Source organism: Duganella sp. HH101, assembly GCF_001758795.1.
Lineage (GTDB): Bacteria > Pseudomonadota > Gammaproteobacteria > Burkholderiales > Burkholderiaceae_D > Rugamonas > Rugamonas rivuli.
In genome coordinates this window covers 123739-143631 of the sequence record NZ_LRON01000008.1, presented here as the reverse complement: position 1 = coordinate 143631, position 19893 = coordinate 123739, and the positions used below count along the sequence as shown (strand labels likewise).

19 protein-coding genes and 1 pseudogene are annotated in these 19893 nt (G+C 66.1%); 10 read left to right on the top strand and 10 right to left on the bottom strand.

The window, feature by feature from the left end; genetic code table 11:
- The 8 genes from DUGA2_RS14955 to DUGA2_RS14920 all read right to left on the bottom strand — a co-directional run bounded on the left by DUGA2_RS14955 (nt 1) and on the right by DUGA2_RS14920 (nt 9488).
- Nucleotides 1-804 carry a 5-deoxy-glucuronate isomerase gene (locus DUGA2_RS14955; RefSeq protein ID WP_070270034.1) on the bottom strand — a complete coding sequence of 268 codons (804 nt, stop codon included), beginning with the start codon at nt 802-804 and terminating at the stop codon, nt 1-3.
- A gap of 31 nt (nt 805-835) precedes the next feature.
- Nucleotides 836-2437: an extracellular solute-binding protein gene (locus DUGA2_RS14950; RefSeq protein WP_168167795.1), complete on the bottom strand. Its 1602-nt coding sequence runs from the start codon at nt 2435-2437 to the stop codon at nt 836-838.
- A gap of 5 nt (nt 2438-2442) precedes the next feature.
- Nucleotides 2443-3387, bottom strand: coding sequence for a carbohydrate ABC transporter permease (locus tag DUGA2_RS14945; protein ID WP_083296332.1), 945 nt, complete (start codon nt 3385-3387; stop codon nt 2443-2445).
- A gap of 13 nt (nt 3388-3400) precedes the next feature.
- Nucleotides 3401-4333 (bottom strand): sugar ABC transporter permease, encoded by a 933-nt coding sequence (locus tag DUGA2_RS14940; RefSeq protein ID WP_070270030.1) that lies wholly within the window; start codon nt 4331-4333, stop codon nt 3401-3403.
- Nucleotides 4334-4346: 13 nt separating this feature from the next.
- A complete protein-coding gene (locus tag DUGA2_RS14935) occupies nt 4347-5429 on the bottom strand; it encodes a LacI family DNA-binding transcriptional regulator (RefSeq protein WP_141753283.1) in 1083 nt (360 codons plus the stop codon).
- Between the two features lie 97 nt (nt 5430-5526).
- Nucleotides 5527-6282: a hypothetical protein gene (locus tag DUGA2_RS14930; protein WP_070270027.1), complete on the bottom strand. Its 756-nt coding sequence runs from the start codon at nt 6280-6282 to the stop codon at nt 5527-5529.
- Complete coding sequence (locus DUGA2_RS14925; protein ID WP_070270025.1) at nt 6283-6996, bottom strand: ABC transporter ATP-binding protein; 714 nt, start codon at nt 6994-6996, stop codon at nt 6283-6285.
- 8 nt (nt 6997-7004) lie between these two features.
- The gene (locus DUGA2_RS14920) at nt 7005-9488 is read right to left on the bottom strand and encodes an ABC transporter permease (RefSeq protein WP_070270023.1); all 2484 of its coding nucleotides are present in this window, start codon (nt 9486-9488) and stop codon (nt 7005-7007) included.
- 182 nt (nt 9489-9670) lie between these two features.
- On the opposite strand from DUGA2_RS14920, the gene mgrA reads away from it, so the two are divergent.
- From mgrA to DUGA2_RS14905, 3 genes and pseudogenes are all read left to right on the top strand, one after another.
- Nucleotides 9671-10708: an L-glyceraldehyde 3-phosphate reductase gene (gene mgrA, locus DUGA2_RS14915; RefSeq protein WP_070270021.1), complete on the top strand. Its 1038-nt coding sequence runs from the start codon at nt 9671-9673 to the stop codon at nt 10706-10708.
- Between the two features lie 81 nt (nt 10709-10789).
- Nucleotides 10790-12166 carry a HAMP domain-containing sensor histidine kinase gene (locus tag DUGA2_RS14910; protein WP_070270019.1) on the top strand — a complete coding sequence of 459 codons (1377 nt, stop codon included), beginning with the start codon at nt 10790-10792 and terminating at the stop codon, nt 12164-12166.
- A 44-nt stretch (nt 12167-12210) separates the two neighbouring features.
- Nucleotides 12211-12399 (top strand): annotated as a pseudogene (locus DUGA2_RS14905) (LysR substrate-binding domain-containing protein); the annotation flags it as partial.
- Here DUGA2_RS14905 and DUGA2_RS14900 read toward each other — a convergent pair.
- The gene (locus DUGA2_RS14900; RefSeq protein WP_070270015.1) at nt 12371-12733 is read right to left on the bottom strand and encodes a hypothetical protein; all 363 of its coding nucleotides are present in this window, start codon (nt 12731-12733) and stop codon (nt 12371-12373) included. The pseudogene DUGA2_RS14905 and the gene DUGA2_RS14900 sit on opposite strands and share 29 nt — an antisense overlap.
- A gap of 165 nt (nt 12734-12898) precedes the next feature.
- Between DUGA2_RS14900 and DUGA2_RS14895 the strand changes: the two genes are divergently transcribed.
- The 7 genes from DUGA2_RS14895 to DUGA2_RS14865 are packed head-to-tail and all read left to right on the top strand — an operon-like array spanning nt 12899 to nt 19411.
- The gene (locus DUGA2_RS14895) at nt 12899-13216 is read left to right on the top strand and encodes a DUF4148 domain-containing protein (RefSeq protein WP_070270014.1); all 318 of its coding nucleotides are present in this window, start codon (nt 12899-12901) and stop codon (nt 13214-13216) included.
- Nucleotides 13217-13242: 26 nt separating this feature from the next.
- On the top strand, nt 13243-14685 hold the full coding sequence (locus DUGA2_RS14890; protein ID WP_070270012.1) for an efflux transporter outer membrane subunit: 1443 nt from the start codon (nt 13243-13245) through the stop codon (nt 14683-14685).
- Between the two features lie 50 nt (nt 14686-14735).
- Nucleotides 14736-15233: a MarR family winged helix-turn-helix transcriptional regulator gene (locus tag DUGA2_RS14885; RefSeq protein ID WP_008446279.1), complete on the top strand. Its 498-nt coding sequence runs from the start codon at nt 14736-14738 to the stop codon at nt 15231-15233.
- 14 nt (nt 15234-15247) lie between these two features.
- A complete protein-coding gene (locus DUGA2_RS14880) occupies nt 15248-17410 on the top strand; it encodes an FUSC family protein (protein WP_070270011.1) in 2163 nt (720 codons plus the stop codon).
- A complete protein-coding gene (locus tag DUGA2_RS14875) occupies nt 17400-17600 on the top strand; it encodes a DUF1656 domain-containing protein (protein WP_008446277.1) in 201 nt (66 codons plus the stop codon). Before DUGA2_RS14880 ends, DUGA2_RS14875 begins: the two co-directional genes overlap by 11 nt.
- A 43-nt stretch (nt 17601-17643) precedes the next feature.
- Nucleotides 17644-18504: an efflux RND transporter periplasmic adaptor subunit gene (locus tag DUGA2_RS14870; protein ID WP_070270009.1), complete on the top strand. Its 861-nt coding sequence runs from the start codon at nt 17644-17646 to the stop codon at nt 18502-18504.
- Nucleotides 18497-19411 carry a LysR family transcriptional regulator gene (locus tag DUGA2_RS14865; protein ID WP_070270007.1) on the top strand — a complete coding sequence of 305 codons (915 nt, stop codon included), beginning with the start codon at nt 18497-18499 and terminating at the stop codon, nt 19409-19411. Before DUGA2_RS14870 ends, DUGA2_RS14865 begins: the two co-directional genes overlap by 8 nt.
- Here the strand turns inward: DUGA2_RS14865 and DUGA2_RS14860 are convergent.
- Entirely contained in the window at nt 19371-19877 is a 507-nt protein-coding gene (locus DUGA2_RS14860; RefSeq protein WP_070270006.1) for an ester cyclase, read from the bottom strand. The genes DUGA2_RS14865 and DUGA2_RS14860 overlap by 41 nt on opposite strands.
- Nucleotides 19878-19893: the final 16 nt, after the last annotated feature.

Sequence of the window (19893 nt, the reverse complement as noted above, 5' to 3'; positions counted from 1 at the left end):
TTACACCATGCCGACCAGTTTTTGCGTCCACGCCAGCGCGGGATCGGCCTTCACGCCCTGCTTGCGGCTGTCGCCCGCGAGGAACCACAGGTAGTAGCTCTGCGTACCCGGCGCACCGGCGTAGGTGTGATACCCATGCGGCATGGAGATCAGGCTGTTGTCGCGCACCACGTGGGTGTCGTCGAACTCACCGTCGCTGCCGTAGTGGCGCAGGAAGCCGAAGCCCTCCGGTGCGGAGATGCGGAAGTAGTACATCTCTTCATGGAAGACTTCCGCGCCATCGACCTTCTCGTGCTTGTGCGGCGGGTAGGTGCTCCAGTTGCCCGATGGGGTCAGCGTCTCGCCGACGATCAGGCTGGCGGCAGGACGGCCGTCCGGTGCGGTCAGGATTTCGCGGAAGTGGCGCGTGTAGTTCAGCGTGCCCCAGGTGCCGGTCTTCACTTGTGCAGGCACGATCTCGTACGGCTCGATGTCCAGCGACGACGGGGCGGATGGCATGGCGGCGTCGAACATGGTCAGCGCCTCGACCTTGTAGCTGGCGCCACGCGGCAGGTAGACGCTATGCGGATTGCCGGCGAAGACAGTGGCGCGGCCGCCCACCGATGCGAACACCTTGCCGTTGACGGTGATGCGCGCGCTGCCGCCGATGGCGACCAGCAGGCATTCGCGGTCGTCCTCGATGCTGCCGATGTAGGTTTCGCCGGCGGCCAGCACCAGGCGCGAAAATTCCAGCAGCTTGCAGCTGTGGCCTTGCAACGCCGAGAGGCCAGGTTCCTGGGCCAGTTGGTGGAAATGCTTGTTCATATGTGCTCCTGTTTCAGTGAGGTTAGTGCAATCAGCGTTTAGGTTGGCCGGCGCCCGGCAGCTTCTTGGCGCGGCTGCGGTCCAGCGCCTTCTGCATATAGCCGATGGCGCGCTGGATGCCGGCCTGGTCGAGTTTCTTGCGATAGCTGTCGAAGTTCTCCAGCGGCTCGCGGCCGAGGATGAAGCGGGTCGTCATTTCGGCGACGTAGATTTTCAGGTCGCTCATGATGGCGTTGAACCTGCGCGCGTCGGCCGCGCCTACTTCCACAGCAGGCATCAGCAGCTCGTCCGACGCGTCGGACCAGATGCGCACAGCCTCCGCCTGTTCCGGCAACGAGTAGAACTGCTTCAGGTAGCGCACGTCCTGCACCAGTGGGCCGCTCTGCGGGCGGGCGTGGGCGAAGATCGCTTCCGCCACCGACAGCTTGGGATTCTTCAGTATCAGATCGGTGTAGCGCGGCTCGCCCTCCACCATGCGATAACTCAGGCCTTCCTTGCCGAAGCTGAGCGCCAGGCCGCCCTCGCGGCTGTAGCCGTAGTCGAGATACTTGACGGTTTCGATCACATGGCGGTTCTGGGTGCTGATGGCCGCGCCCACGCCGGGATAGATCTGTCCCGCTTCCGGCCAGGTCAGGTAGCGCTTGCCGTCGGCGGCCGTCGGATACGCCACAGGCGCCAGATGGAAGCCGGGAAAGCGCGCCTGGTTCATCGCGGTGAAGCGCGCCAGGCCGCTGCCGTTGTAGCCCGCGTAGGCGCCGACCTGGTTGTTGGTCATCTTGGCGTCGAACTGGCGCTCGGTCTGCGACAGGTAATCGGGGTCGAGCAGGCCTTCGCTGTACCACTGGCGCATGGTGGCCAGGAAGTCTCGGTAGGCCGGATCGGCCGCGCTGTAATGGACCTTGCCGTCCTTCTGGTAGAACTCCGGCGCCAGGCCAAATCCGCCCAGGAAAACCCACAGCGGCGGCGGCAGGCCGGGCACCTGCTTCTCGCCCGGGATGGTCAGGGCGGAGAACGGAATCTCGTCGGCGCGGCCGTTGCCATTGGGGTCGCGGGTCTTGAAGGCTTTCAGCACCTGGTACCAGTCGGCGATGGTTTCGGGCTTGGCCAGGTTGAGGCGCTCCAGCCAGTCGGCACGGATCTGCGGCCCCCAGATGCTGCGCACCTGCGGGTCGATGCGCAGCATGGGGAAAGCGTAGATCACGCCCTCGTCGGTGGAGATCTGGCGGAATACTTCCGGGTTGGCGTCCAACAGCGCTTGGAGGTTGGGGGCGTGGCGCCGGATCAGGTCATTGAGCGGGATGATGACGCCATCGCTCAAGGCCTTGGCCGAGCCGCCGGGATAGGAGAACCAGTCGGCCTCGATCACGTCCGGATACTTGCCGGAGACGGCCAGCAGGTTGAAGCGCTCACGCTCCGCGCCCAGCGGCGGGTGGTTGAAGTCGACCACGATGCCGGTGCGCGCGGCCAGCACCTGATAAGCGCTCTGCTCCGCGTAGCTGTTGATGGAGACGGCGGCCTTGCCGTTGAAGTTGGCGAACCAGCTCAGATGCAGCGGTTGCGTGGCGATGGGCAGCGTTGGCTCGGCGGCCGAAGCTGTTATCGTTACCACACACAGGACAAAAAACAGACGCATGATGTTCATTCCTTGATGCCTCCAACCAGCACGCCTTTGACGAAGTAACGCTGCAGGAAGGGGTACAGCGCCAGCACCGGCAGCGTGGCCACCACCACGGTGGCGTATTTGATCGTGGTGCTCAGCGCCTCGCGGCCGGCGGCCTGGCCGGTCATCATCGAATCCGTGCTGCCGGAAACCAGGATCTCGCGCAGCACCAGCTGGATCGGGAACATGTGGCGGTCGGACAGGTAGATCATCGAATAGAAGTAGCCGTTCCAATGGCTGACGGCATAGAACAGCCCCACCACCGCCAGCGTCGGCATGCAGAGCGGGACGTAGACCTGCATCAGTATCGTGAAGTCGCCGGCGCCGTCCATGCGCGCGGCTTCCTCGTAGTCCTTGGGCACGGCGTTGAAGGCGGAGCGCAGCAGGATCAGGTTCCAGGCGCTGACGGCGAACGGCAGCACGATGGCCCAGCGGCTGTCCAGGAGGCCCAGGTCGCGCACCAGCAGGTACTGCGGCACCAGGCCGCCGCTGAAGAACATGGTGAAGATAATCAGCAGCATGACCGGCTTTTCCAGCATCAGCCGCTTGCGCGACAAGGCGTAGGCGCCAAAGCTGGTCAACACGAGGTTGAGCGCCGTGCCGCCGACCACGATCAGCATGGTGTTAAAGAAGCCGCTGCGCACCATGGGGTTGTCCCACACGCGGTGGAAGGCTTCCAGCGACAGGCCACGCGGCAGCAGCATCAGGCCGCGGTAGGACATCAGCTCCAGCGGATCGCTGAGCGAGGCGATCACCACGTAGTAGAACGGATAGAAAGTGATGAAGCACAGCGCCAGCAACAGCGCCACGTTGAACGTGTCGAAGATGGCGCCGGCCCAGCCGTTGCGCGGCTTCAGGCGGCGCAGCATCGGCAGCACGCCTGGTCCGGCCGTCGGTTTGATCGTCTGCATAGCGTTACTCATGTCTGCCCTTCCCTTACCAGATACTGTTGCCGGAACAGCGGCGGCTCAGCGCATTCGCGGCCACCAGCAGCACCAGCGCGATGGCGGAGTTGAACAGGCCGACGGCGGCGGCGTAGCTGTAGTTGGCATCGAGGATGCCGTGGCGGTAGACGTAGGTGGAGATCACGTCGGCCGTCTCGTAGGTGCTTGGGTTGTAGAGCAGGATGATCTTCTCGAAGCCCACGCTCATCAACTGACCCAGGCGCAGGATCAGCAGCGTCATCGTGATCGGCAGCAGGCCAGGCAGCGTAATGTGCAGCAGCTGCTGCCAGCGGTTGGCGCCGTCGATGCGGGCCGCCTCGTACAGCGATGGGTTGATGCCCGCCAGCGAAGCGAGGTAGATGATCGAACCCCAGCCTATGCTCTGCCAGATCTCCGAGCCGACGTAGATGCGGCGGAACCAGTCCGGGTTGTTCATCACCGCATCCGGCGTGGCGCCCAGCGCCACCAGCATATTGGTCAATACGCCGTCACGGGCCAGGAAATCCAGCACCATGCCCGACACCACCACCACCGAGATGAAGTGCGGCAGGTAGGTCACGGTCTGCACGAACTGCTTGAAGCGCAGGCTGGTCAACTCGTTCATCAGCAGCGCCAGCACGATGGGCGCCGGGAAGCCGAGCAGCACGTCGTACACGTTCAACATCAGCGTGTTGAGCATCAGGCGGTTGAAATACAGGCCGTTGAAGAACTGCTTGAACCAGTCCAGCCCCACCCACTCGCTGCCGGCCATGCCGGAAGCGGGGTTGAAGTCCTTGAAGGCGATCAGCGCGCCGTAGACCGGCACGTAATGGAACACCACAAAGTAGGCCAGCACCGGCAGCAGCATGGCATAAGCCCACTTGTTGTTGACCAGGTCGCGGCGCAGGCGCTGCATATACGATGGTGCTGCTTTGGATGCGGGCATGTCGGCGTCCCTTTCAGTGCTTGGCGGCGGCGCGTTTGCCGCGAGGCGCCTTGCCGGCTACAGGCGCGGGGCCGGTCGATTCCCGTACCACCAGCTGGCTCGGGAACTCGGCGCGCTGCTGTGCATCCGCGCCGGTGATACGGTGCAGCAGCTCCTGCACCGCCGCTTCGCTGATCGCGGTGAGCGGCTGGCGCAGCGTGCTCAGTTTCGGATGCACGTGGCTGGCGGCGGGAATATCATCGAAGCCGATCACCGACACGTCCTGCGGCACGCGCAGGCCATGGGCACGCACGGCATCCATCGCGCCGAAGGCCATTTCGTCGTTGGCGGCGAAGATGGCGGTCGGCGGTTCGGCCAGCGCCAGCAGCTTGCCGGTGGCCTGGAAGCCGGACAGTTGGCCAAAATCTCCAGGCGCCACCAGTTGTTTGTCGACGGCGATACCGGCCGCCTTGAGCGCGTCCGCGTAGCCGCGCTGACGCTCCTGGCTTTGGCCTGTGTGGACGGAGCCGCCGATGAAGGCGATGCGGCGGTGGCCCAGTTGCAGCAAGTGGTTGACGGCTTCGCGGCCGCCCATGCGGTTATCGCCGCGCACCACCGGCAGCGTGGTCTCGGTGCGGCAGTAGTTGATGAGCACCATGGGCAGGCTGCTCTGCTCCAGCATGTCGATGTAGCCGTCCTTGAGGCGCGGCAGGATGAACAGCAGACCGTCGCACAGGCCGCGCATGATCTGGCTGATGCCGGTGCGCGTGGACGATCCCAGCTCCTCGATGGAGTTGTAGATGATGAGGTCCATATTGTGGGCGCGGACGGCGACGCTGACAGCGCCGATGATCTCGTTGATCACCGTCGACTGCAGGTCGTTCACCAGCACGCCGATCACATTGGTGCGGCTGCCGCGCATCATCCTGGCCGAGATATTCGGCGAGTATCCCAGTTCGCTGGCGGCGGCCAGCACCCGGGCGCGGGTCTTCTCGGCGACATAGCCCTCCCCGCTCAGCGCGCGCGACACCGTCATTACCGACACTCCGGCTTTCTCCGCCACGTTCTGCAGTGTCACCGGTGCGGCGTCCGCACTCCCTAATTTAGCCTCTGGCACGCATCTCTCCTTGAATCCAATAAGATAACGTTATCACAAATTCCGAGAAAAAGGGAAAATTCGAGTATCGGCGTGGCCGGGAAGCCACGCCGGCCGCTTACAGGATCTGCAGGGTTTTGACGATCTTCTGGTCGCTCTTCTCGCCCGCACCGGACGCCGTGTTGCGGCTCTCCTTGCGGACTGCGACCAGGCGCGTGCCCGCCAGCGCGTAGACGCTGGACTCTTCGTTCTTCGCTTCGAATGTAACGACGATGAAGGCGCGGCCGTAGACGTTCTGCGTAATGCGGCTGGCCAGCGGCGTGCCGTCGGCCGCGATCCATACGTGCACCCGCCCCTCGAACTCCTTGACGTACTTCCGATCGCGGTCGCTCACCGCGTCGATGCCCTGCGCGAAGGTCAGCACGCGCGCCGGCTTGCCCTGGTAGACGTCGGCCTTCTCGGTCAGGAGGCTGGTCTTCTCCAGCATGTGCGACAGGCTGCTCGCGGCGGAGATCATGGGCCGCAGGTCGGTCGGACTGAATTCGCGGGCGGCGTTCAGCGTCGGCGTCTTGGCATTGGGATTGCGGGCGACGGCCGTGGCCTCGGCATCCAGCTTGGCCAGCATCTCGCGGCTGTAGCTGAGCTGCATGCCGCGCGGCCCGTCCTCGATGACGACCGCCGCCTGGCCATTGGTCTCGTCAGCATCCTTGCCTTCGCCGTTGCGGCGCCATACGCTCGAATCCAGCGACACCTTCAACGGCGCCGGTTCCTGCAGGCGCTCCAGGGCCGATTTCAGATCGGCCAGGCCGTCGGCACGGGCTGCGGAGCCGGCCAGGGCCAGCGCGGGTATCAACATCAGGTGTGGCAAACGCATTCAATCCTCTTTCTCAGACTGGCCCAGACGGCCTGCATTCATGATAACGGTTCTGCCGCAGCGCGCGGCGACGGACAGGTCGTGCGTGACCATCACCAGCGTCGAACCCCGTTCGCGATTCAGCGCGAACATCAGTTCTATCACCGCTGCGCCGGTGGCCGCGTCGAGCGCGCCGGTCGGCTCGTCGGCCAGCAGCAGCGGCGGTTCGCACACGAAGGCGCGGGCCAGCGCCACCCGCTGCTGCTCGCCACCGGACATGTACTTCGGGTAGTGCCGCAGGCGGGCCGACAGCCCTACCCGCTCCAGCATCGCCGCCGCCTTCTCCTTCGCCTCGTCGTCGCCGCGCAGTTCCAGCGGCAGCATGACGTTCTCCAGAGCGGACAAGTGCGGCAACAGCTGGAAGGACTGGAACACAAAGCCGACGTTCTGCTGGCGGAATACGGCGCGGCCGTCTTCGCTGAGCTGGAAGATATCCGTGTTCTCCAACACGACCGTGCCGCTGGTCGGCAGGTCCAACCCCGCCAGTATGCCCAGCAGCGTGGACTTGCCCGAGCCGGAAGCGCCGACGATGGCGAGCGTCTCCCCGCTCTGCACAGTCAGGTCGATATCATGCAGGATGGTCAGTTCGCCGGTGGCGTCGGCCACCCGCTTGCCGAGGTTCCTGACCGCGATGGCGGGCCGCAGCAGGCTGGCGGCGAGATTCATATTCGTCATAACTACTCCTAATTTTCCCGAAGACTGAGTAATGGCGGCTGGTTCAGCACATTGCGCAAACCCGCCCATCCGCCGAACAGGGCGCACACCGCGCCGGCCGCCAGGCCGGCGGCCCACAACAACGGCGACCAATGCCATTCCAGATGAAAGCTGAATCGCGCCAGCGCCCAGCTGGCGGCAGTGGCGCCGCCGGCAGCCAGCAAGCCCGCCAGGGCGCCGGTCAGCAGATGCTCTATCCACTGCGCCTGCGACAACTGGCCGCGCGTAGCGCCCAAGGCGCGCAACAAGGCTGCCTGGCGCTTGCGCGCATCCAGCGATCCGGCCATCGCGGCGTACAGTACCAGCAATCCGGACGCCAGCGTGAACGCGAACAAAAATTCCACCGCCGCGCTGACCTGCGCCAGCGTTTCCTGCATCCGCTGAAGGAAGGCGCTGATATCGAACACGCTCAGGTTCGGATAGTCGCGCGCCAGCAGGTAGGAGAAGCGCCGGTCGTCCTGGGGCACATGCACCGCGGTCGCCAGCGTCATGGGCATGCCGGCCATCAGCTTGGGCGACACCTCGAATGCGGCGCCGACCTGGTGCGCGCGCCAATCCACTTTGCGCAGGCTGGTGACTTTGACGTCCAGCGCCTCGCCGGCCACGTCGAAGGTCACGCGGTCGCCCAGCTTGATGCCGAGGATTTCGGCGATGCCCTTGTCCATCGAGGTCTCCGCCGCGCTGCCGTCATACCAGCGGCCGGCCGTGAGGGTATTGGGCGCCCGCAGCTGGCTGGCCTGCTCGATTTCGATTTCACGCTCGACCATCTCCTTGGCGCGCGGATCGTCCGATTTGGCGGGCTTGCCGTTGATGGCGATCAGCCGTCCCCGGCTCAGGACATGCATCTCCGGCCGGCCGTAGCTTCTCAGGCGCGCGGCCAGTTCCTGCTGCTGGTCCGGCTGGATGTTGATGATGTAGTGGTTCGGCGCTCCTTCCGGCGTGGCTTGCCGCCATGTCGCCAGCAGGTCGCCGCGCACCACTGTCAACAGCAGCAAGGCGGTCAGGCCCAGCGCCAGCGCGACGATCTGCGTTACGCTGGCGGCGGGACGGCGGCGCATGTCGGTGATGGCGAAGCGCCATGCGGGGTGGTCGAACAGGCCGCGCATCCGCTGCAGCGAGCCGATCCCCAGCCAGGCCACCAGGCCGAATACCACCCCGCACAGCGCAAAGGCGGCAGCCGCGATCAGGCCGAGCATGGCATCGCCGGTCTGCCACACCAGCAGCGCTGCGAACATGGCGGCGCCCAGCACGTAGCTGGCGATCGTGCGCGCCTGCGGTGCTTCCTGCTCGCGGCGCAGCAGGCGCACCTGCGACACATTGCGCAGCTGGAGCAGCGGCGGCAGCGCGAAGCCAAGCAGCAGCACCATCCCCGCCGCCAGCCCCTGCACCGCCGGCTGCCAGCCTGGCGGCGGCAGGTCGGCGGCCACCAGCTTGCCCAGCCACTCCAGCAGCACGAAATGGCTGCCGTAACCGAGCAACACCCCGCCCACGCTGCCGGCCGCGCCGAGCATCAGGAACTCCAGCAGATACATGCGCATCTGCTGCGATTGCGTCTGGCCCAGGCAGCGCATCACGGCGCAGGCGTCGAGGTGGCGCTGCATGAAGCGGCGCGCCGCCATCGCCACCGCTATCCCCGCCAGCAGCGCGGACAACAGGCTGACCAGCGACAGGAACTGGTGCACCTGATCCTGCATGGACTGGCTGTCCTTGCCCATGGAGGCGATCGAGCTGATTTCGATACCCAGCTTGGGCGCTGCCGCGACGCGTGCCTTGATCCATTGTTCGAACGCCGCCACCTGCGCCGGCTCGCCCGCCAACAGCAGGCGGTGGGTGGCCATGGCGTGCTGCTGCAGCAGATTGGTGGACATCAGGTCGGCGGCGGACATCATGGCGCGCGGCGCCAGCGTGATGAAGGATGCGGCGGCATCGGGCTCCGACGCGATCACCTCCGCCACCGCCAGGCTGCGGTCGCCGATGCGTACAGTGGCGCCGATGCGCAGGTTCAGCGCGGCCGTCAACGTCCGGTCTACCCACACCGTGCCGGGCTTGGGAGCGCCGGTGGCGATGGCGTCCGGCTGGCCATCGCGGCGCAGTTTCATTTTGCCGCGCAAGGGATAGGCATCGCTGACGCTCTTCAGCGCGACCAGCATGGACAGGCCGTCATCATCTATACCGGCGACGGCCATGCTCAACATGGCGACGGTGTCGGCGCTGCGCAAGCCGCGCCGCTGCGCCTCGGCGCATATGTCGGCGGGTAGCGGCTGGTCTGAAGCCAGCACCAGGTCTGCCGCCAGCACCTGGCCGGCGTTGCGCGCTATGCTGGCGCCCATCCGCGCGGTGAAGAAGTTCACCGACGACAGCGCGGCCACCGACAGCATCAGCGCCGCCAGCAGGAAGCGCAACTCGCCCGCGCGCCAGTCGCGCAGCATCATGGAAAACGATAGTCTGAACATCTACACTGGCTCCGATCCCAAAGATAGCAGCATGCCTAAACTCAGGCCGGCAAGCTGCGGAAATGCGACGAATCGACACATGCCGCGATGGTTTGCAAAAATGAACGCCTGGGACGCATGCGGCGGGAGTCCGCCGACATGCCTATAATCGCGGACGCCCTCTTAATCCTGGAGCATTCGACATGACCTATCTCGCATCGCCGCAACGCTATGAAGCCATGCAGTACCGCACCTGCGGCCGCAGCGGCCTGAAACTGCCTTTGATGTCCCTCGGACTGTGGCACAACTTCGGCGACACCAACACCCTCGCCTCGCAGCGCGACATGCTGCGCACCGCCTTCGACCTGGGCATCACCCACTTCGACCTGGCCAATAACTACGGGCCGCCGTATGGCGCGGCCGAAACCAACTTCGGCCACCTGTACAAGGAAGACTTCAAGCCCTACCGCGATGAGCTGATCGTCTCCACCAAGGCCGGCTGGGACATGTGGCCTGGCCCCTACGGCCAGGGCGGCGGTTCGCGCAAGTACGTGCTGGCCAGCCTGGATCAAAGCCTGCAGCGCATGGGCCTCGACTACGTCGACATCTTCTACTCGCATCGCTTCGATCCGGACACGCCGCTGGAGGAAACCATGGGCGCGCTGGCGCATGCAGTCCGGCAGGGCAAGGCCCTGTACGTGGGCGTGTCGTCCTACTCCGCCGAGAAGACCGCCGAGGCGGCGCGCCTGCTGGCCGAGTGGAAGGTGCCGTGCCTGATCCACCAGCCGTCCTACAATATGCTGAACCGCTGGATCGAGGAAGACCTGCTCGACACGCTGGCCAGCCAGGGCATGGGCTGCATCACCTTTACCGCACTGGCGCAGGGCATCCTGAGCGACAAGTACCTGAACGGCATTCCGGAAGACTCGCGCATCAACCGCCCGGGCGGCGGCTCGTTGCAGAAGGCCCACCTGAGCGAGGAAAACCTCGAACGCGTGCGCGGCCTGAACGAGATCGCCAAGGCGCGCGGCCAGACGCTGGCGCAGATGGCGCTGGCCTGGGTGCTGCGCGATCCGCGCGTCACGTCCACGCTGATCGGCGCCAGCAGCAGCGCGCAGATCCGCGAGAACGTGGCGGCCTTGCAGAACCTGGGCTTCAGCGCCAGGGAGCTGGCGGACATCGATGCGCTGGCCAAGGAAGGCGCCATCAATCTGTGGGCAGGATCGTCCAGTCACAAGTAAGCTCGGTGGTTCGGTTGATGGTGGATTGTAGGCGAGACAACCTTTGGCTCACCTTAAGATGGCTGCGGTTATACTCGCCGCATGCAAAAACTGAAACTGAACCTGGGCCAGCCGACGCTGGTGCGGCGCGTGATGCTGTCGCTGCTGGCGGCGTTCTGCCTGGTGTGGCTGGTGCTGATGGGGCGCGAGCTTTCCGTCGCCATCGATCGCGAAGACTTCGACCGCCGCGTGCGCGCCCTCGGCGACAATGTGCAGGTGACGCTGGATGGCGTGCAGAGCGAAGAGGTGGCACGCGCCGCGCTGGCCGCCACCTCCAACCTGATCAACCAGAGCTATCGCGACCAAGGCGTGCCAGGCATCCTGGCGCTGCAGCTGTCGCGCGCGGACGGCACGCGCATCTACCTGTCGCCCGAGACGAAAGGCACGCCGCTGCCGAATCCGGGCGTGGACATCGGCAGCACCGAGATCGCCGGCCAGCCATTCCGCATCCACCAGCGCCGCGTGGGCGCGTGGGCCGTGACCGTGGCGGCGCAGAAGATCTCCAACTGGTGGATATTACGCCGCATGGGCGCGGAACTGGGCGTCAACATGCTGATCGCGCTGCCGCTGGTGGTGCTGCCGCTGTGGATCGCGGTGCGGCGCGGATTGAAGCCCTTGCAGGAGCTGTCGGCCCACATCGTCGGCAAGGGCGGCCATGACCTGACGCCGCTGAACATCGTGCCGAAGTACCAGGAGCTCAAGCCGCTGGCGACAGCACTGGACAATCTGCTGGACCAGCTGCGCCGCCGCGTGGCGCGCGAGACCAGCTTCGTCCACGACGCCGCCCACGAGCTGCGCACGCCGATGGCGGTGATCTCGGTGCAGGCCCACGTGCTGGTGAAGGCGCAGGACCAGGCGCAGCGCGACGAGGCCGAGCAGCGCATGGACCACGCCATCGCCCGCGCCTCCCACCTGGTGCAGCAGCTGATGGAGATGGCGCAGCTGGAGCGCGGCACCGAAAAAGGCCTGTCGCTGCAACCGCTGGATGCGGCGCAAATGGCGCGGCAAGCCATCGTCGACCTGGCGCCGGCGGCGATGGAGCGCGACATCGAACTGTCGCTGGAGGCTCCGGACGCGCTGCCGCATGCGCTGGACCACCACGCCTTCCTCTCCATCCTGCACAACCTGCTGCACAACGCGGTGCGCTACATCGACGATGGCGGGCAAGTGACGGTGGAACTGGCCCGCATCGACGGCACGCTGCGCCTGGCCGTCAGCGACAACGGTCCCGGCATCCCCGCCGCCGAACAGGCGCTGGTGTTCGAACGCTTCTACCGCTGCGCGGGCCAGAACGTCTCCGGCTCGGGACTGGGATTGTCCATCGTGCAGCGCGCGGCCCAGGGCTTGCGCGGCGCCGTGCGGCTGGAAGCCGTACAGCCGCGCGGCTGCCGCTTCGTGGTCGACATCCCGGCTGCGTGACCGCAGGCGAATAAAGACGGACCGCTATCCGGACCTGGAATCAAGGCCTGGTGCAGCTGCCGCGCTATCACGTCGCCGGCCTGCTGGAGAGCGGCGCCCTGCGCGAAGTGCTGGGCGCGTGGCGGCCCAAGCCGATGCCGGTATCGGTGCTGTATCCGCACGCGCGCCAGCTGTCGCCGCGCGTGCGCGTGTTCGTCGACTGGCTTACGGACGCGATGTCGGCGGCGAGCTAGTACGCGACCAGTCGCGCCGCTCTCCCCGCTCGTCCGACGCTGCATCCCCGGCCTCCGCAACCTCGCGGAATTCGCCATCCACCACCGGGATCGTTTCAATGTGATCGAAGCCGATGTCCGCATCGGAAGGCAGCGTCTCGACATCGACACCGGCGCGTTCGCCCGTGCCCTCCGCGTCGGTGTCGCTATCGAGGCCCACGTCCGGCTCACCGGCGACGTCGCTGCCGCTGTCGGAGTTGTCGCTGGGGCCCAATGCGCGCGTGCCGTGGCCGCGCCCCAGTGTGCGGTCGGTACCTACCGGAATATTGTCCGGGTCCAGGGTGCTGTCAGCCATGATCTGCTCCTTCCAGTGAAAAACCCGATTTGACCACTGCCGCCGCCGCCCTTCCGTGCGGATGCGCGCATAAAGGCTATCGTGCCGATAGGTATTTTTTACTTTACAAATGTAATATTCATCTCTATAGTTACTCCATACCGCAGCCAACCAAGGAGTAACGCCATGAGCACCACGACCAAAAATCTGATCCGCGCCGCAGCCACCGCAGCATTTGCCATCGCCGCCACGGCCACTACCGTCAGCAGCGCCTTCGCGCAGACCACCGCACCGGCCGCCGCCACGGCAACCGCAGCAACCACCAACGCCGCGCAAACCGCCGTCGCCAACGGCGCGCTGGCGTCGACCACCAAAGCCCAACCCGCCGGCCTGACCCGCGCCCAGGTGCAGGCGGAGTTCCTCGAAGCGCGCAAGAACGGCACGCTGATCGAAAACGAAGCCGACATGGATGTCGCCCAGACCAAGAAGCACTACACCAAGTAATACGCAAGTAATCGGAAGCCCAGTCCATGCAAACGCCACGCGCCCTCCAGACCACCGCCCTCGCCGCATGCGTGCTGGCGGTGCTGGCCGGCTGCGCCGACGTGGGCAAGGTCAAGCCGCAGGCCACCGCGCTGAAACCGGCCGAACTCAATGCCGGCAAAGCCATCGCCGCCGCCAGCGCCAATGTCGCCTGGCCCGGGCAGCAATGGTGGGAAGCGCTGCATGACGCGCAGCTGAACAAGCTGGTGGCCGCCGCGCTGGCCGACAATCCGTCGCTGCGCGCCACCCAGGCCCGCGTGCACCAGGCCGAAGCACTGGCCGGCGTCGCCAGGGCCGGCACGCTGCCGCAGGTGAACGCCTCCGCCAACGCCGACCGCGAACTGTATTCCGCGCACAGCACCGTGCCCGCTCCATTGGCCGGCAACTACGCGTGGAAGAATACCGCCACCCTGTCCGGCTCCTACGACCTGGATCTGTGGGGCCGCAACCGCGATGCGCTGGCCGCCGCGCTGGACGAGGTGCACATGGCGTCGGCGGAATCGCAGATGGCGCGGCTGACGCTGGAATCGGCCATCGTGCGCAGCTACATCCAGCTGTCGCTGGAATACGCGCTGCAGGACAGCGTGGCGCAAAACCTGGCGCAGCGCCAGCGCATCCTGGAGATCACGCGCAAGCGCCAGGCCGCGGGGCTGGCCAGCGAGATCGAAGTCGCGAGCATAGAAACCACGCTGCCGGCGGGACGGCGCGAGCATGAGCAGATCGGAGAATCGATCGCCCTGCTGCGCAACCAGCTGGCGGCACTGATCGGCAAAGGACCGGGCGACGGAGATGCGATCGCCCGGCCGATGCTGGCCCTCGACGCCGGCCATGGCGACGCGGTGCCCGCCTCGCTGCCGGCGGAACTGGTCGGCCACCGGCCCGACATCGCGGCGCAGCGCTGGCGCGTGGAAGCGGCCGGCGCCCGCATCGCCGGCGCCAAGGCCGATTTTTACCCGAACATCAACCTGGCGGCCTTTGTCGGCTTCCAGTCGCTGGGCTTCACACACTTCCTGGACGCTAACTCCGCCATGCGCGGCGTGACGCCGGCCATCAGCCTGCCGATCTTCGAAGGCGGACGACTGCGCAGTCAATTGGGCAACCAGACCGCGCTCTATGATGGTGCGGTCGAGCAGTACAACGCGGCCGTGGTGCAGGCGATGGCCGACGTGGCCAACGCGGTGGTCCGCATCGATTCGGTGAAGCAGCAGGACAAGCTGGCGCAGCGCGCGCTGGCCTCGGCCCGGCGCCAGCAGCAGCTGGCGGAACGCGCCTACCGCGCCGGCATGACCGATGCGCTGAACGTGATCAACGCCCAGTTGGTGTTATTGAACGAAGAACAGCAGATGGCGCAAGTGGCTAGCAAACAACTAGATAACTACACATTGTTGATGACCGCGCTGGGTGGCGGCATAAAACTGGAATTGCCGTGATGCTTAGATAGTACAATCAAAGCCTTTGAAAAACGTATGAGGAGCAGGCAATGAGCAGTTTTGAAGCGACTAAAAAACGCCTGAAAAACATCCATGCCCGAATGCCGGACTTCCCCGAGGATTTGATGCGCGTACTGCGCATGACCTACCACATCCAGAAACGGATGAAAGACCTGAGCAACGCGGCGCTGCGCAAATACGACCTGGTCGACGCCAGCTACATGGTGTTGGCCGTGCTGTACGGCTCGGACGACGAGACATCGACCGCCTCCACGCTCGGCGAAGCCTGCATGGAAAAGCCGGCCAACCTGACGCGCGTCTGCAACGACCTGGAATCCCAGGGCTTGATCACGCGCGGCAACCGCCCCGGCGACCGCCGCTGCGTGATGATCTCGCTGACGGACGCCGGCCGCGAGCTGGCCGCCAAGGTGCTGCCGGAAGTATGGTCGGCCACCACCCATGCCTACGACGGCTACAGCGCGGAAGAAGTTAAAGTACTTGAAGGGCTGCTGAAAAGGCAGCTGGATAATTTAGAAGCACTCACATAGCCTGAATCGACGCCATGAACCCTCCCCAAGCCGCCACTCCCACCCCGGACACCAGCGCGGCCAGGGGAGCCATGCACTGGCTGGCGGCGGAAGCCAAAGGCTGGTTCAACACCGAGGGCGAACGCTGGGTCTTTGTCGCCAAGACCATGCTGGCCTCCTTCTCCGCGCTGTGGCTGGCCTTCCGCCTCGGCCTTGACGCCCCCTATACCGCCCTCGCCACCACCGTCATCCTGGCGCTGCCCAGCAGCGGCATGGTGCTGGAAAAAGCCTTCTACCGTTTTCTCGGCACGCTGGTCGGCTGCGCGGCCTCGCTGCTGCTGGTGGCCTTGTTCCCGCAATCGCCGCCGCTGCTGTTCATCGGCGTGGCGGTCTGGATCGCCCTGTGCACCGGCGGCGCCGCCATGCACCGCAACCAGCAGTCGTACAGCTTCGTCCTGGCCGGCTACACCGCCTGCATGATCGCGGTGCCGGCCATCGACTCGCCGGACCGCGTGTTCACGCTGGCCGTCACCCGCGTCACCGAGGTCGGGCTGGGGATCATCTGCGCCGCCGTGGTGCACGACGTGGTCTTCCCGCGCCGCCATTCGCGCGCCGTGATGCGCACCGTGCAGGCGCGCTACGCCAGCTTCGTCAGTTTCTGCACGCAGGTGCTGGAGCAGCGCCTGACGCCGGCCGAGACGGAACTAAGCCACCTGAAGTTCGCCGCCGACATCGCCGCGCTGGAATCGGGCCGCGCCGCCGCTTTTTTCGAAGCGGACCATCCACGCTCGCACACGCGCCAGCTGCACGCCTTCAACGCCGCCTTCATGACGGTGCTGACCACATTCTATACGTTGCACCGGCTGATCCACCGACTGCGCGGGGCCGCGCCACGGCATGCGCAGCCGGTGCTGGAGCTGGTCGAGCCGATGCACGCGCATCTGGCGCTGGCGCTGCGCGACGAGCTGACGCCGCAGCACATGGCCAGCATGCGCACCGTGCTGGCCGCCGACATCGCCGCCGCCCGCAGCCGGCTGGCCGAGGCGGAAGCCACGGAAACCAGCACGCCGGTCACGCGCGCGCAACAAATCGACTTCGACACCGCGGTGGAGCTGCTGGAGCGCTACGCCCGCGACATGGAGGCCTTCACCGGCCTGTATCACGGCCTGGCGCAGGAAAAGCGCCAGCAGGTCAGCGATCCCGGCTCCTACACGCCGAAGACGCCGCCGGCCATCGTCGCCGCCAGCGGCTTCCGCGCCGGCGTCACGCTGCTGCTGACGGCGTCGGCCTGGTACTGGCTGGCCTGGCCCTTCGTCGGCAACGCCATCCTGATGGCGACCATCTTCTGCGCGCTGGCCTCGTCGTCGCCGCGTCCCACGGCGCTGGTGCAGCAGGTGCTGATCGGTTTTTTGCTCGCCACGCCGCTGGCCTTCGTCAGCGAATTCTTCCTGGTCGCGCGCGCCAACGACTTCCCGACGCTGATCGTGGCGGCGCTGCCGATCTTCGTCCTTGGCAGCTACCTGATGACCAGCCCGCGCTGGGCCGGCGTCGGCATCGGCATCTGCATGTTCTGCGCGACGCTGCTGGTGCCGACCAATCTGATGCGCTACGACGTGGAAAGCTTCATGAGCAGCGAGCTGTCGCTGACCATGGGCGTGGCGGTGGCCTACCTGATGTTCAAGGTGGTGCTGCCCGAGCACACCATGGGCCAGAAGGACCACGTTGCCGCCGCCCTGTGGCGCGAGGCGCAAGGCGCTTGCACCGCGTCGATGTACCGCCTGAAGCGGCGCTTCGACAACCGCGTGCGCGACCTGCTCAGCCAACTGAACGCCGCCTCCGGCCCGGCGCCGGGCGAAGCCGCGCGCGCCGTGGTGCGCCAGGGCCTGACCTTGCTGGAGCTGGGCCATGCCGTGATCGAACTGCGCCAGCTGATCGCCGGCTCGCAGCCAGGCCCGGTGCCGGCGGCGCTGAAACTGGTGGTGCGCGAACTGGCCGCCTACCTGCGGGCGCCGTCGGGCGCCAGCGGCGGTACGGCGCTGCAATCGATACTCGACGCCGGCGCCAGCGTGCGCGCCGCCCTGCCCTCGGCCACGCCGGAGCGCAGGCTGCGCCTGCAAACGGCGCTGACCGACCTGCATTCCATTTACACGTCCCTGCTGGACCAGATAGCTACAGGAGAAACCGACCATGCCGCGTGAGATAGACTTTTTCGGCGTACTGCTGCCCGGCGTGCTGCCGCTGTTCCTCGTCAGCCTGGTGTTGCAGGTGGCGCTAGACAGCGCCTTGAGCCACCTCGGCGCCTACCGTCGCAGCTGGCATCCGGCGCTGGTGCGCCTGTGCCTGTTTGCCTGCATCTTCAGCGCCCTGCTGGTGACGCTCTACAAATAATCAAAAATATTATAAATAATTTATCTCAATCAGAAAGCCTGCCGTGAGTGCATCCAAAATCTTCCGTTTTTTCCTGACCATGCTGCTGTTGGCCGCCGCCCTGTGGATGGGGCGTTCGGCCTGGGACCACTACATGGAGTCCGCCTGGACCCGCGACGGCCGCGTCAAGGCCGATGTCGTCACCATCAGCGCCGATGTCGCCGGCACCGTCACCGAGGTGAAGGTGCATGACAACCAGCTGGTCAAGCAGGGCGACGTGCTGTTCGTGGTCGACGCGGCGCGCTACCAGAGCGCGCTGGCGCAGGCCAACGCCGTGCTGGCGTCGCAGCAGGTGGAGAAAGGCCGGCGCAGCAAGGAAGCCAGCCGCCGCGCGGGACTGGACAGTTCCATCGTCTCGGCCGAGAACAAGGAGACGGCGGAATTCGCGGTCGGCACGGCGACGGCGCAGTACCAGGCCGCGCTGGCGGCGCGCAATCTGGCCCAGCTCAATCTGGAGCGCACGGTGGTGCGCGCCCCCGTCACCGGCTACGTCACCAACCTGAACGTGCATGCGGGCGACTTCGCCGCCGTCGGCGCGGCCAAGCTGGCGATGATCAATAGCGCCTCGTTCTACGTGGTCGGCTACTTCGAAGAGACCAAGCTGCCGCTGTTGAAGGTGAACGACGCCGTCGAGGTGCACCTGATGAGCGGCGCGGCGCAGCTGAAAGGCCATATCGAAAGCATCGCCCACGGCATCACCGACCGCGACGCCAACACCGGCCGCGAGCTGCTGGCCGACGTCAACCCCACCTTCAACTGGGTGCGGCTGGCGCAGCGCGTGCCGGTGCGCATCCACATCGACGAGCAGCCCAAGGGCCTCGACCTGGTGGCCGGCACGACCTGCACGGTGGTGATCCATGGATAACGGCGCCGATCGTTTCAGCACCATCCGCCTGTTCCTGGACGCGGCGCAGCTGGGCAGCTTTTCCGCCGCCGGCCGCAAGCAAGGCATGTCGCCGGCGGCGGCCAGCGCCTGCATCCAGCGGCTGGAGGCGTCGTTGCAGGTCAAGCTGTTCGAGCGCACCACGCGCCAGCTGCGGTTGACCGAGGAAGGCCAGATGTACCGCCACTTCAGCGAGCAGGCGATGGCGCTGATGGCGGAGGCGGAAGCCGGCCTGCATGCGGGTGGCGACGGCGTGCGCGGAATGGTAAAGATTTCGGCGCCGTCGGACCTGGGCCGCAATGTGCTGATGCCGATGCTCGACGAGTTCCGCGCGCTGCACCCGGAGCTGCAGTACGCGCTGACGCTGAGCGACACCACCGCCAACATGGTGCAGGACGATATCGACCTGGCGATCCGCTACGGCCAGCTGGCCGACAGCGAGATGGTGCGGCGCGTGCTGGCGCCGAGCCGGCGCGTGGTGTGCGCGTCGCCGGCGCTGATCGCGCAGACGGGCGGCCCGGCCACGCCGGAAGAGCTGGCGCAGCTGCCGACGCTGGTGCTGGTGACGGCGCTGGGGCCGATGCAGGAGTGGCGTTATTGCAGCAACGACGAGGCGGACGAGAAGCGCGCGGTGCGCGTGCGCCGCACGCAGCAGAGCAACGACGGCGAGGTGATACGCAAGTGGGCCATCGCGGGCCAGGGCTATGCGTACAAGTCCATCCTCGATATCGCGGGCGATCTGCGCAGCGGCAGGCTGGCGACGGTGCTGGACGAATACTTCACCGAGAGCGCGCCGCTCAACCTGCTCTATCACCGCAACCGCTATCAGCCGCCGCGCATTACGCTGCTTATTGAGTTTTTGCTGGAGCGCTTTGCAGACCTGGCATGACGCCCATTTGCTGCAACAGCGTCAGGTTGTCTTCCAGGTGCCAGTTCTCGGCGATGCGGCCGTCGGCCACGCGGTACAGGTCGAAGGCCTGGAAGTCGATCGCCTGGCCCTTGCCGGCGGTTGCGCCGAACTGGCCGGTGAAGTGGCCGCTGAAATGCAGGTGCACGGCCACGCGGTCGCCGTTGACGACCATGTCGGTGATTTCGGCCTTCAGGTCCGGCACGGCGGCGCGGAAGCCTTTCGACGCTTGCAGCGGGCCGTTGACGCCCTGCTCGCGCCCGGCGGGCAAGGTGCGGTCCATGAAGTCCGGGGCCAGCGCCTGCGCGGCCAGTGCCGGGTCGCCGGTGTTCCAGAAGGCGGCGTAGCGGCGGGCTGCCTGGATGGTGAGGTCGGTGGTGTTGTCGGCGTAGGCAACGTTGACGGCGCCGGCCAGCAGCAAGGCGGCGGGCAGGAGGGAGCGTTTCATGGGCAGTCCTTTCGTT